This window comes from Streptomyces sp. NPDC002467 (assembly GCF_042889825.1).
GTDB lineage: Bacteria > Actinomycetota > Actinomycetes > Streptomycetales > Streptomycetaceae > Streptomyces.
Genome location: NZ_JBIARJ010000024.1, coordinates 83,318 through 95,726 on the forward strand (window position 1 = coordinate 83,318; position 12,409 = coordinate 95,726).

Annotated in this window: 13 protein-coding genes; 7 read left to right on the forward strand and 6 right to left on the reverse strand. The window is 71.6% G+C overall.

The window, feature by feature from the left end; translation table 11 throughout:
- Both ACFYYJ_RS35770 and ACFYYJ_RS35775 read right to left on the reverse strand, forming a co-directional pair.
- On the reverse strand, positions 1-309 hold a 309-nt coding region (locus ACFYYJ_RS35770), incomplete at its 3' end, for a DUF397 domain-containing protein (RefSeq protein ID WP_389138497.1).
- Positions 306-1,190, reverse strand: coding sequence for a helix-turn-helix domain-containing protein (locus ACFYYJ_RS35775; protein WP_389138395.1), 885 nt, complete (start codon positions 1,188-1,190; stop codon positions 306-308). The genes ACFYYJ_RS35775 and ACFYYJ_RS35770, both read right to left, overlap by 4 nt.
- 81 nt (positions 1,191-1,271) lie before the next feature.
- Here ACFYYJ_RS35775 and ACFYYJ_RS35780 point away from each other — a divergent pair, with 81 nt between their 5' ends.
- Both ACFYYJ_RS35780 and ACFYYJ_RS35785 read left to right on the forward strand, forming a co-directional pair.
- Positions 1,272-1,742, forward strand: coding sequence for an ATP-binding protein (locus ACFYYJ_RS35780; protein ID WP_389138398.1), 471 nt, complete (start codon positions 1,272-1,274; stop codon positions 1,740-1,742).
- A gap of 194 nt (positions 1,743-1,936) precedes the next feature.
- On the forward strand, positions 1,937-2,821 hold the full coding sequence (locus ACFYYJ_RS35785; protein ID WP_389138401.1) for a helix-turn-helix domain-containing protein: 885 nt from the start codon (positions 1,937-1,939) through the stop codon (positions 2,819-2,821).
- On the opposite strand, the gene ACFYYJ_RS35790 is transcribed toward ACFYYJ_RS35785, so the two are convergent.
- Positions 2,720-3,523: a hypothetical protein gene (locus tag ACFYYJ_RS35790; RefSeq protein ID WP_389138404.1), complete on the reverse strand. Its 804-nt coding sequence runs from the start codon at positions 3,521-3,523 to the stop codon at positions 2,720-2,722. The genes ACFYYJ_RS35785 and ACFYYJ_RS35790 overlap by 102 nt on opposite strands.
- A 219-nt stretch (positions 3,524-3,742) precedes the next feature.
- On the opposite strand from ACFYYJ_RS35790, the gene ACFYYJ_RS35795 reads away from it, so the two are divergent.
- Together ACFYYJ_RS35795 and ACFYYJ_RS35800 are read left to right on the forward strand one after the other, a co-directional pair.
- A complete protein-coding gene (locus ACFYYJ_RS35795) occupies positions 3,743-4,408 on the forward strand; it encodes a DUF998 domain-containing protein (protein WP_389138407.1) in 666 nt (221 codons plus the stop codon).
- Between the two features lie 68 nt (positions 4,409-4,476).
- Positions 4,477-4,686, forward strand: a complete 210-nt coding sequence (locus tag ACFYYJ_RS35800; RefSeq protein WP_384581146.1) for a DUF4287 domain-containing protein — start codon at positions 4,477-4,479, stop codon at positions 4,684-4,686.
- A 28-nt stretch (positions 4,687-4,714) separates the two neighbouring features.
- Here the strand turns inward: ACFYYJ_RS35800 and ACFYYJ_RS35805 are convergent, their stop codons facing one another.
- Positions 4,715-5,458 carry a MarR family transcriptional regulator gene (locus tag ACFYYJ_RS35805; protein ID WP_389138410.1) on the reverse strand — a complete coding sequence of 248 codons (744 nt, stop codon included), beginning with the start codon at positions 5,456-5,458 and terminating at the stop codon, positions 4,715-4,717.
- A 239-nt stretch (positions 5,459-5,697) separates the two neighbouring features.
- Between ACFYYJ_RS35805 and ACFYYJ_RS35810 the strand changes: the two genes are divergently transcribed.
- The 3 genes from ACFYYJ_RS35810 (at position 5,698) to ACFYYJ_RS35820 (ending at position 7,854) form a co-directional block, all read left to right on the forward strand.
- Positions 5,698-6,294 carry a dihydrofolate reductase family protein gene (locus ACFYYJ_RS35810; protein WP_389138413.1) on the forward strand — a complete coding sequence of 199 codons (597 nt, stop codon included), beginning with the start codon at positions 5,698-5,700 and terminating at the stop codon, positions 6,292-6,294.
- An 82-nt stretch (positions 6,295-6,376) separates the two neighbouring features.
- Entirely contained in the window at positions 6,377-6,967 is a 591-nt protein-coding gene (locus tag ACFYYJ_RS35815) for a SigE family RNA polymerase sigma factor (protein WP_389138416.1), read from the forward strand.
- Complete coding sequence (locus ACFYYJ_RS35820) at positions 6,940-7,854, forward strand: hypothetical protein (protein WP_389138419.1); 915 nt, start codon at positions 6,940-6,942, stop codon at positions 7,852-7,854. The genes ACFYYJ_RS35815 and ACFYYJ_RS35820 overlap by 28 nt, the downstream gene beginning before the upstream one ends.
- A gap of 101 nt (positions 7,855-7,955) precedes the next feature.
- Here ACFYYJ_RS35820 and ACFYYJ_RS35825 read toward each other — a convergent pair whose 3' ends face one another.
- Positions 7,956-9,356, reverse strand: a complete 1,401-nt coding sequence (locus ACFYYJ_RS35825; protein ID WP_389138422.1) for an acyltransferase family protein — start codon at positions 9,354-9,356, stop codon at positions 7,956-7,958.
- Between the two features lie 57 nt (positions 9,357-9,413).
- Entirely contained in the window at positions 9,414-12,401 is a 2,988-nt protein-coding gene (locus ACFYYJ_RS35830) for a bifunctional [glutamine synthetase] adenylyltransferase/[glutamine synthetase]-adenylyl-L-tyrosine phosphorylase (protein WP_385357926.1), read from the reverse strand.
- Between the last annotated feature and the right edge of the window lie 8 nt (positions 12,402-12,409).

The following is a 12,409-nucleotide window of genomic DNA, read 5'->3' on the forward strand; positions in this document are numbered from 1 at the left end:
GCGCGCCCCCCCCCGGCGCCGGGCGGGCCCGCACCCCACCGGCCCGTCCCCCCCCCCCGCGCCGCCCCCCCCGAGGCCGGGCCGGGGGGGGGGGCCCCCCCCCCGGGCCCCCCCGTCCACGTCCTTGGAGTCCCGGATGAGGACTGCTTCCGGCACCACCGCGACCTCGACGCAGTCGTTGCTGTTGCTGGCGCTGTAACTGCTCTTCGTCCAGGCGACTTCGACGCACTCATTGCTGTCGCTGGCGCTGTAACTGCTCTTCACCCACTCCAGTGCGGAAAGGTCGCCGACCGAGGGCTTGATGCTCATGTCTCTCCCAGCACTTTCTCGATGAAGGCCCTCGACTGCCGTGGGTTGAGTGCCTGTGAACGGATGATCCCATACCGGAGTTCGAGGAGTTGGGTGTCCTTGGCGTCGGTGATCAGGCGGGTCGGCAGCTGCGCCTCGACGTATCCGACCGTGGAACCATCCCTCAACTTGAGCACTTGGAGATGGCCACCCATCCCGGCATGGTCCTCGGAGTCTGTCGGCATCACCTGGATCTCGACGTTGCGCAGCTGACTGATGTCGAGCAGATGCTCCAACTGCCTGCGGAGTATGTCCCGCCCACCGATGGTCCGCTCCAGCGTGACCTGCTCCAGCACGAAGGTCAGCACCGGCGACGGCCTCCGATGGAACACCTCCTGCCGCGCCACGCGGGCGGCGACGTACCGCTCCACTTCGTCGGACGAGAACGCCGGCCTCCGCATCTCGTACAGTGCCCGCGCGTACTCCTCGGTCTGGAGCAGACCGTGCAGGTTGTGGTTCCCGTACGCGCCCAGCTCCACCGCGTCGGACTCCAGCTTGGCCAGGTCCCGGACCTTCTTGGGGTACCGAGCCCTTTCCACATCGGCCTTCATCGCGGCAAGCTTTCCGCCCCCGCCCAGAATCTCATCCGCCTTCTCCAGGTATTCCGGGCGAGGAATTCTCGCTCCCCGCTCGATTTTATAGATGAGGTTCGGCCCGTATCCCATTCGCGCACCGAACTGCGCACGGTCAAGCCCGGCCGCCTCGCGCCACATCTTCAACTGTCGTCCCACGGTGGCGATGACCGCCCCCGATTCCTCCTCGGGATCAAGTTCCCAGCTCGATTCGGCAGACTCGTCATTGGCGTCTGTGTTCACTCCACCCCCAAGGGACAGGCGGGACATGGCTGGACAGCCCGGGACAGCCGCCGTACACAGCGACCTCTTCCCTATTCAGGTTACGCACGCCTCGACACGCTGAGTCACGTGAACCAGGCAATCGCCTTCGTCGCCACCCTCCCCGCCGGCCCGCACGGCGCCCGCGCCGCCCGGCAGCTCGCCGCCGCCCAACTGGCGGAGTGGGGAATCCCCTTCGACGACGCGGCCCAGGTCGTCGCCGAGCTCGCGAGCAACGCCGTCACGCACGGCCGCGTCCCGGGGCGGAGGTTCCGGCTGCGGCTCACCGCCGCCGGCGCCACGCTCCGTATCGAGGTGAGCGACACCCGCAGTGAATGCGAACCCCCATCCACCAGCGAACTCCCGCCCCCCGACGCCGAATCCGGACGGGGCCTCGTCATCGTCGCGGCACTCGCCGACAAGTGGGGCACAACCCCCGGCCCCGTACCACTGAAAACGGTCTGGGCGGAAATCGCTCTACCGGAACCCGAATCACCGGGTCTGGGTTTCCACGATCCGGTTGCCCGCGCGACGGTAAGGCGCGACGTAAACCACTTCTAAGACCCAGGGAAATGACCCTTCCAAACCAAACCCCACCTGCTCACTCGGTCGGGTGAATACGGCCAACCCGGCTGGCGCATTGGGCATTTCGCAGGGCAGGCTCGGCCTCGACAACCCCCAAACATGCGAACGGCCCCCGACGGGACTGCCATCCCGGCCGAGGGCCTCACCGCTCAGGAAGAAGAGACCTTCCCATGGCTGAACAGCAGCCTAGCGCGCCCTCACGCCCTCCGTACGACATTCGCAGGCCGGGTGTCGGACACGAGAACCAACGTGAGCGCGAGCGCTACGTGAAGCTCGGCAACCACCTCGTCCAGCACCGCGAGTTGAGCCTGACGGCGATCGGCCTGTCCGCGCACATCCAGTCCCTGCCCACCGGTGCCGACGTGTCGATCAAGGCCCTGGCCCAGCGGTTCACCGAGGGCGAGACCCGCATCGCCTCGGCCCTGCGGGAACTGGAAGCCCACGGCTACCTGTCCCGCACACGGGAGCGACTCCCGTCGGGGCAGGTCGTCACCCGTACGGTGTCGTACAACGTCCCGCTCGCCATGCGCCCGGACGCAACGGCTCCAGCCGACCGGGCCCCAGCTCCTGCACCGCGCCCGGTTCCGGCAGCCCCGGCCCCGGAGCCGACGTACGAACCGGCTCCCGCACCGACCACCTACGCCAAGGCTGCTCCGCCGCCGCCCGCCCCCACCAGCCCTGGGCAACACCAGGAGGCCGCCGACCTGCTGGCCCGCCTCCGCCTGCGCGACCCCCGCCTGCTGCTCTCGGAGCGAGACGTCGCCCGCCTCGCGCCCGGCGTCACGACCTGGCTGGAGCGCGGCATCACCCCCGCCGCCGTGAGCGGCAGTCTGGCCGGGTGCCTCCCGCTGGAGCCGATCCGGTCCCCCGCCGCCCTCCTGGCCCACCGCCTCAAGGTGCTGCGCCCGCCCGTCCTCCGGGCTCAACCGGTCGGCGGCCCCAGGACGGCGGACCTACAGGTCCATCCCCTCCAGACCTGCGACGGCTGCGACCTCGCCTTCCGATCCCCCACTCCCGGCAACTGCGCCAACTGCCGTACTGCGAAAGCCGCGTGAGCCACCTTCCGCGAGGAGGGCCCGCAGGGTCGGATCCGCGTCGTCGTCGAGGGTCGTGGCGATGTGGGCCAGTTCCTCGCCGCGTTGCGCGTCGGCCCGCGCGATCAGGTGCCCGGCCCAGAGTCTCCGCTGCTCGTCACCGACCCCGGCCGTCTCGTTGAACAGCGCGTACGCGGCGTACCAGCGCACATCCTCGTTCTCGTCCTCGGCCAGCCTCAGGAGGGTCTCCACGACCCGACGCTCCGTGTGGTCGGGATCGGCGAGGGCGGGCAGGGCGGCGGCGACCGCGAAACGTACCGGCTGGGCCGGGTGGCCCCGGTGGTCGAGTACCAGGTCGAGGGCCTGGTGGGCGCAGTGGTAGCCGAGTACGGAGATCATCCAACCGAGGACCCACGGGTCGGGCTCGTCCCCCATCTCGGCGATGACGACGGCGATGGTCTCCGTGGTGAACGGCCGGCGCCCTTCGTCGTCGTACGGGCCCAGCTCGCGCAGCACCCGCGCGCCCAACTCCCGCTCCACCGGGTCCTCGCGGGCCAGCAGCCGCGCCGCGCGGTCGAAGACCTCCCGGGTCGGACGGCCGTGCAGGGCGACGAGCAAGGGGACGGCGCCCTCGTCGTCGTCCGTGGCGACCTCGACCAGCGCCCCGGCGAACAGTTCGTCCGTCGTCGCGCCGTCTCCGCTCGACTCCTCAAGACCCTTCACAGGGACATCGTGCCGAGTTCGCGGGCGATGCGCACGAAGGACCGGACCATCGGGCCGTTGGTGCAGACAGGTGGTGTCCGAACCTCCCCCGGAGATGTGACCCGGGTCACTCCCCGGACGCCGATGAGTTCGGCGGGGACCCCCGGTCATACATGCGACGAGATTCCAACGCCGCCGGCCCGGCCCCCGGGTGGGAGCGGCGAACGAGGAAGGCATGCCATGACCCACACAATCAGCCCCTCCGCCGCCCCGGCCACGGCCGCCACCACCGCTTCCGCGGCCTCGGCTCACGGGCTGCTGAAGTGCGCGGTCGTGGCGGGTCCGCTGTTCCTGGCCGTGGGGATCGCCCAGGGCCTCACCCGTGAGGGCTTCGACTTCACCCGCAACGCCATCAGCCAGCTGAGCCTCGGCGACCCGGGCTGGATCCAGAGGGCCAACTTCCTCGTCGCGGGCGCCCTGTTGATCGCCGGCGCGGTCGGCATGCGCCGCGCGCTGACCCAGGGCCCCGGCCATCGCGCCGCGCCCTGGCTGGTCGGGGTGTTCGGCGCGTCGTTCCTGGTCAGCGCGGTCTTCTCGGCCGACCCCGGGGCCGGTTTCCCGGTCGGCACCCCCGACTCCGCGGCCCCTGTGCTGAGCGCGCACGGCACGGTCCACATGCTCGGCGGCATGATCGGCTACCTTGCGCTGTGCGCCGCCTTCCTCGTCCTGGCCCGTCGCTTCGGCGCCGAGGGGCGGCGGGGTTGGGCGATCGCCTGTCGCGTGCTTCCGGTGGCCGTCCTCGCCGGCTTCGCCGGATCGGCCGTCTCCGTACTGTCCTTCACGGCAGGGGCCTCGCTCGGTCTCATCGGACTGGCCGCCGTGACGGCGCGGCGAGTCCGCCGCTAGCGGCCCCGCCGCCCACGTACTCCCGCACTCATTCCCGAAACCCGAACCGCACGAAAGGCACGGACGACATGTCGGACTCACTGCAGGGCGCCGCGTACTTCCCCTCGATCGAGAAGAAGTACGGCCGTCCGATCTCGGAATGGAAGGAGCTCATCCGCTCCTCCCCCCTGACCAAGCACATGGAGCTGGTCAACTGGCTCAAGTCCGAGCACGGCCTGGGCCACGGCCACGCCAACGCCCTGGTCGCCCACACCCGGGCCGAGGACAACGCCAAGTAGGGCGCCGGGCGGGGGGCGGTCCACGGACTCACGCCGGGTCCGTGGACGTGGCCCGTCGTGCGGCGAACACCTGCCGCCAGTGCCGCGCCGCCCGCGTCAGGTCCTCCCCGACATGGCCGAGGAACCGGCCCATGCAGTCGAGCCGGCCGCCGGCCGGAGTGTCGGCTCCGAGGAGGCCCGCGCCCTCCCGGGCCACGTCGGCGAGCGCGGAGTTCAGGCGGGAACTCTCCTCCAGCGAGTGGAACCAGATGTCCTCGTCGATGGCGTACCGGTCGCGGCGCCGTCCGGCATCGCGTTCGCGCCGGATCAGACCCTGGGTCGTGAGGTAGCCGACGGCCTTGGAGACGGACGCCGGGCTCACGCGCAGCCGCTCGGCGAGCTCGCCGGCCGTGAGGCTGCCACTGTCGGTGGTGTAGAGGCAGCCGAGGACGCCGGCCACCATGCGCGGGAGCCCGGTGTCGACCAGCACTTCCGTGAACCGCTGCTCGAAGCCGCGCAGGGTTTGCGGGTCGCGCCCGTACGGGTCGGGCGGCGCGACGGGCCTCGTCGCCGGCGAGCCCGTGATCCGCTTGCGCCGGCGGGCCCGCCGCGCGGTCGCGTGCTGCGCCCGGTCTGCCTGGTAGTCGTTGGGGCCGCCGTTGCGCATCACCTCGCGGGTGACCGTCGACGCCGGCCGGTCCAGCCGCTTGGCGATCTCGTTGTACGAGAGGTCGTCCGCCAGTCCGGCGGCGATCCGCCGCCGGTCCTCCTGGGTCAGCCTGCCTCCGGGCACGGGGGTGCACCTCCTGCGACGCTCTGGGCTCCGGCTGACAGCATGCGTTCACATCGAGGTCATTGCAATGCCCCAGGTCCCGACTTTGCATTCAGCGGCAAGCTCATTGCAACAATCCCAATCAACCTACCTGCATTGATGCCAGTGTTGGCTGGCGCTGCAATTGCCTCGAATCTGAACGCAACATAGCTTTTCCCGTGTCGCGAACGAACTCGACAGGTCAGGAAGCGAGACGTCCCATGCGTATGGCGATCGGTCAATTCATCAGCCTGGACGGTGTGGTCCAGGCCCCCGGCCACCCGGACGAGGACCGTGACGGCGGGTTCGCCCACGGTGGCTGGTCCCACCCGTTCTTCGACCCGGAGGTGATGGGCGGCACCCTGGCCGAGTGGTCGGCCGAGACCGACGCCCTGCTGTTCGGCCGCCGCACCTGGCAGACCATGGCGGCGGCGTGGCCGGACCGGGCCGGCGACCCGTTCGCCGACCACATGAACGGCGTCGCCAAGTACGTCGTGTCCGGCACCCTCGGCGAGGACGAGCTGACGTGGAACAACACCACGCTCATCCCCGGCGACCAGGCCCTCGACCGGATCGGGAAGCTCCGCGCGTCCGACGGCCGCGACCTGGTGGTCATGGGAAGCGCGTCCCTCACCCGGGCGCTCCTGGCGGAGGGGCTCGTCGACGAGCTCCGGCTGATGATCCTGCCGGTGCTCCTCGGCGGCGGCAAGACGATCTACCCGGCCGACGGGGTGCTCCGTACGTTCGATCTCGTCTCGACCGTCGTCAGCGGAACGGGAGTGCACGTGTGCACGTACCGCCCGAAGTCCGGGGCGTAGTCGTCACCGGTTCCACAAGACTCCCCGCCCCCGGGCAACCGAATCCGAACAGGAGGTGGTCAAGAGGGCGAAGGGGGTGGCGATGCACGCCGAGCAAGAAGCTCATTTCCAAACATTCGTGGCAGCGCGCTGGACTCACCTGGTGCGCACCGCGTACCTGCTGACGGGCGATCCGCACGACGCGGAGGACGTGACCCAGAGCGCGCTCGCGAAGGCGTACCGCTCGTGGCGGCGGGTGTCGCGCATGGACAGTCCGGAGGCGTACGTGCGCCGGATGCTGGTGACCTGCAACAGCGACCGGTTCCGCAAGCGCCGGGTGAGGGAGCGGCTGACGGACGCCGTCCCGGACACGTCGGTGCGCGACAACGCCGTGGCATGGGCCGACGAGCGCAGCGTCCTGATGGACGCGCTGGCGGGGCTCCCCGCCCGGCAGCGGGCGGTGGTGGTGATGCGGTACTGGGAGGACCTCTCGGAGGCCGAGACCGCCGACGTCCTCGGCTGCTCCCCCGGAACCGTCAAGAGCCAGGCCTCCAAGGCCCTGGCGAAACTGCGCGCGTGGCCCGGCATGGACCAGTTCGCCACGACCACGGCGCGCACCACGACGACACGTACGACACGTACGACAACAGAAGAGAGGGCGGCCCTGTGGACGGCAACGGCGACTTCGAAGTGAACCTGCGGGACCGGCTGACCCTCGGCGCGGCGACCGTGCGCCCCTCTTCCGCGCCCCTCCCGGAGATCCTCCGGCAGGGACGTGCGGAGCAGCGGCGGCGCAGGCTGACCGTCGCCGGCGCGGCGCTGGCCGTCCTCGCACTCGTACCGGCGACGGCCATCGCCCTCAACGGCGGCGGGCCGTCGTCCCGCGTCTCCGCGGCGGGCGGCACCACGCCCCCCACCACCGCACCGCAGACCCCGCCCCCGTCCACCGGACCGGCCGCCCCCGCGACCCCCGGCCAGCTCGCCGACGGCATCGACCTCCAGGCGGCGGCCGCGGGGCTGGAGCAGTGCCTCGCCATGGACGCGGAGCACGCCGCCGTGGCGGGGGCCCCGCCGCGGCAGGACCTGGGCAAGGCCGCCGACTACCGGATCCTGCTGGCGCAGCGCAGCACCGGCAACGACAACAGCCCCGGCGCCGGCCGCTTCATCGTCGCGGTCAAGGACACTCCGCTGCCCATCCGCCTCATCTGCAACGTCAAGAGCGACAAGGCGAGCAACCTGAACACCTCCGTCGGCAAGGACGACGCCCCCGGCGACCGGGCCGTCGTCCCGGACATGAACGGCGGCAAGCTCTACCTCCAGCGCCTGAGCACGGAGGGCCCCTGGAAGCTCCCCTACCGCTGGGGCAGCATCGGCACGGTGGACACCTCCCGCGTAGCCCGCGTCACGGTGACGTACGGCAGCGTCACCGCGGAGGCCGCCCTGGACCACGGCTGGTTCGCCGCCACGGGAACCCTGGAACAGCGCGTCACGCAGGCTCCCCGCATCAAGGGCTACGACGCCCAGGGCAAGGAGATCTACGACTCGAACGCCGACAAGTTCTACGACAAGCCCATCCCGTAGCCCGACCGGACCTCCGGGACTCGGGCCCTCGCCGCCGCACAGGGGTCGGCGGCGGGGGCCCGGGGCGGCTTCCGCCCGCTCAGGGCATCACCCGGAGCGGGTCACCGACGGTGGGACAGGACCGGTTCGTGCTCCGTCGCCGACGGCGCGGGGGCGGTCGTCTCGGCCGGCGCCGTCACGGTCCGGTCCTGGGCCGGCGCGGGTGACTCCAGGGGGATCCGTCGCGCCACGGACTTCAGCACTCGCCGGCCCAGGTTCTGGAAGGGCAGCTCCACCAGGCGGTAGCTGAGCCAGCTCACGACCGTCAGTGCGGCCATGAAGCCGGTGAACAGCAGGGCCCGGCCCGTCCAGCTGTGGATGGGGGCACGGCCCTCCAGCATCCAGTTCATCCCGTGGATCAGCGGGTTGTGCAGGAGGTAGAGGGAGTAGCTGATCGCGCCGAGCCAGCTGAGCCAGCGCGGGAATCGGCGCTTGCGGAGCAGCATGCCCGCGGCGAAGACCGCCCACGCGGCGAGGTAGGCGAACGACCACGCCATCCATGAGCCGCTGTAGGTCTGCGAGAGGGCCTGCCCGTGGTTGTACAGGTACCCGGTGAGGAAACCGCAGACGACGACGAAGCCGCAGGTCAGAAGGGCCTGGGCACGTTCGATCTGGCCGTGCTCCAGCCGGTACAGCACGGTGCCGGAGAACATCGTCGCGAAGATCATCATGGTCTCGAACGCCGCGGCGCGGCTGTTGAGGGCGATCAGCACCAGTCCGAGGGCGCCGAGGAGCAGCCCGCCGCCCCTGATCAGGGCCTGCTTGCCGGTCATGATGCAGGCCATCGCCATCACCACGACGGTGGCGCAGGCGAGGACCAGGTGCCGGGTGCTCGACGGGTTGACGGAGAGCGTGCCGAGGGCGATCCAGCCGCCCAGCACCAGCGCCACGGCCGCGAAACCGGCTGCTATGGGCGCGCTCTTGCGGTGCCACCCGAGCGCGAACAGCGCCGTGACGAAGTAGTAGAAGACCATCTCGTAGGTGAGGGTCCACATCACGCCGATGACGTTGGGGACTCCCGTCACGTCCTGGAGCATGAGCCCGTTGCCGGCGAACGCGAGCAGCGGGTGGTCGAACGCTCCGTCCGCCACCACCGTGTGCTTGCGGGGCAGGAGCAGCAGCGCCGCGACCACGGTGACGATGACGACCGGATAGATCCGGAAGGCCCGGCCCACCCAGAACGCCCGCACGTCACCGCGCCGCTCCAGCGAGGCGGGGATGATGTAGCCGCTGACCAGGAAGAACAGCAGGACGCCGAAGATCCCGGGGTCCAGGTAGTACGGCACCCTGGTCCCGTGGGGCACCCAGTAGAACGGCAGCGCCAGGTGGTACACCGCGACCGACAGGGCCGCGATGCCGCGCAGGGCGTCCAGCCAGCCGAGCCGCGACGCGGCCGTGGCGGGGCCGCTCTTCGCAGCGGCCGACGCACGACGCCGTTCTGCTATTCGTTCGATCGAATTCACCCGTGGAGGCTACACGCGGCGGCACGCACCCCGAGGCTCACCGGTGCGTGACCTCGGCTACGCCCCGTAGAACAGCTCGTCCACCACCGCGCGGGCCCGGCGGGTGATGCGGCGGTAGTCGTCCAGCATCTCGCCGACCGTGCCCTCCGCGTAGCCGAGGTAGCGGCCGACCGCCGACAGTTCGCGGGCTTCCGAGGGGAAGGTGTCGCCGGCGCGGCCGCGGACCAGCATGACCGCGTTGCGGACCCGGGTGGCGAGGACCCAGGCCTCGTCGAGGATCTGGGCCTCCTCGGTCGGGATCAGGTCGGCCGCGTGGGCGGCGGCCAGGGCCTGGCGGGTGCGGGTGGTGCGCAGGCCCGGTTCGGACCAGGCGTGCCGCATCTGGATGAGCTGGACGGTCCACTCGACGTCGCTGAGGCCGCCGCGGCCGAGTTTGGTGTGGAGGGTGGGGTCGGCTCCGCGGGGCAGGCGTTCGGATTCCATGCGGGCCTTGAGGCGGCGGATCTCGCGGACCGCGTCCTCGCCCAGGCCTTCCATGGGATAGCGCAGGGGGTCGATGAGGTCGATGAAGCGGGCGCCGAGGTCGGCGTCGCCCGCGACCGGTTCGGCCCGGAGCAGGGCCTGGCTCTCCCAGGTCAGGGACCAGCGGCGGTAGTAGGCGGCGTACGAGGACAGGGTGCGGACCAGGGGGCCGGAGCGGCCCTCCGGGCGCAGGTCGGCGTCGATGAGCAGCGGCGGGTCGGCGGTGGGGAGCTGGAGCAGGCGGCGCATTTCGGCGATGACGGTCTGGGCGGCCTTGGCCGCTTCCTGCTCGTCGACGCCTTCGCGCGGTTCGTGGACGAAGAGGACGTCGGCGTCGGAGCCGTAGCCCAGTTCGTGCCCGCCGAAGCGGCCGACGCCGATGACGGCGAAGCGGGTGGGCAGGGTGTCGCCCCATTCGGACTGGACGGCGGCGCGCAGGGCTCCGGCGATGGTGGCGGCGGTGAGGTCGGAGACGGCTCCGCCGACCCGGTCGACGAGGGCTCCGTGGTCCTCCTCGGCCGGGCTGTCCTCCGTACCGTACGAGCCGATGATGTCGGCGGCGGCGGTCCGGAAGAGCTCGCGGCGGCGGACCCCGCGCACGGCGGTGACGGCGGCCTCGGCGCTGTCGGCGCGGCCGACGGCGGCCATGACCTCCTGCTCCAGGGCCTCGCCGGTACGGGGCTGCAGCCCTTCGGGGTCGCCGAGCAGGGCGACGGCCTCGGGGGCGCGCATCAGCAGGTCGGGGGCGAGGCGTCCGGCGGACAGGACGCGGGCGAGGTTCTCGGCGGCGGCGCCCTCGTCGCGCAGGAGGCGCAGGTACCAGGGGGTCTTGCCGAGGGCGTCGGAGACCTTGCGGAAGCCGAGCAGGCCGGCGTCCGGGTCGGCGGAGTCGGCGAACCAGCCCAGCAGCACCGGCAGGAGGGTGCGCTGGATGGCGGCCTTGCGGGTGACGCCGGAGGCGAGGGCTTCGAGGTGGCGCAGGGCGGCGGCCGGATCCGCGTACCCGAGGGCTTCGAGGCGCTGGCCGGCGGCGAGCGGGGAGAGCCTGGTCTCGCCGGGGGTGAGCTGGGCGACGGCGTCGAGCAGCGGCCGGTAGAAGAGCTTCTCGTGCAGGCGGCGGACCACGGAGGCGTGCCGGCGCCAGGCCTTGTTGAGTTCGGCGACGGGTTCGGTGCGCAGGCCGAGCGAGCGGCCGAGGCGGCGCAGGTCGTTCTCGTCCTCGGGGACGAGGTGGGTGCGGCGCAGCCGGTAGAGCTGGATGCGGTGTTCCATGGCGCGCAGGAAGCGGTACGCGTCGTGGAGTTGGGCGGCGTCGGCGCGGCCGACGTAGCCGCCGGCGGCGAGGGCGTGGAGGGCGTCGAGGGTGGTGCCGGAGTGGAGGGTGGCGTCGTGGCGGCCGTGGACGAGCTGGAGGAGCTGGACGGCGAACTCGACGTCGCGCAGGCCGCCGGGGCCGAGTTTGAGTTCGCGGTCGACCTGGGCGGCGGGGATGTTGTCGACGACGCGGCGGCGCATCTTCTGGACGTCGGCGACGAAGTTCTCGCGTTCGGCGGCCTGCCAGACCAGGGGGCTTATGGCGTCGACGTACTCGGCGCCGAGGTCGGGGTCGCCGGCGACGGCGCGGGCCTTGAGGAGGGCCTGGAACTCCCATGTCTTGGCCCAGCGTTGGTAGTAGGCCAGGTGGGAGGAGAGGGTGCGGACGAGGGGGCCGTTGCGGCCCTCGGGGCGGAGGTTGGCGTCGACGGGCCAGATGGTGCCCTCGACGGTGGTCTCGGAGCAGATCCGCATGAGGTGGGAGGCGAGGCGGGTGGCGGCCTGGAGGGCCTTGTGCTCCTCGGTGCCGTTGGCGGCCTCGCCGACGAAGATCACGTCGACGTCGGAGACGTAGTTGAGTTCGTTGCCGCCGCACTTGCCCATCGCGATGACGGCCAGGCGGCACTGGGCGGCGTCCTCGGGGGCGGCGGCGCTCGCGATGCGCAGGGCCGCGCGGAGGGTGGCGGTGGCGAGGTCGGCGAGTTCGGCGGCGGTCTCGGCGACGTCGATGGTGCCGCAGACGTCGCGGGCGGCGATGGAGAGCAGGCAGCGGCGGTAGGCCACGCGCAGGCCGACCGGGTCGTGGGCGTCGGCCAGTCCGCGCTCGAAGTCGGCGAGGCCGGGGTGCAGGTCGGCGGCCTCGTAGGTGACCAGGGCCTGCCAGTCCCGGGGGTGGCGGGTGAGGTGGTCGCCGAGCGCCTCGGAGGCGCCGAGCACGCCGAGGAGCCGGTCGCGCAGGGGTTTGGCGGCGACGAGGGTGTCGAGGAGGAGGGGCCGCTCTTCCGAGGTCTGGGCCTCGGCGAGCCGTACGAGCCCGAGGAGCGCGAGGTCGGGGTCGGCGGTCGCGCCCAGGGCGTCGAGGAGTACCGGATCGGTGCGTACGGATGCCAGCGCTTCGTTCTCCAGCAGCCGGGCGGCGGTCTGCGGGTCGGTGAATCCGCTGCGGAGCAGCTGGATGAAGGTGCTGTTCCTGCGTCCCGGGACTGTCATCCCGCCGC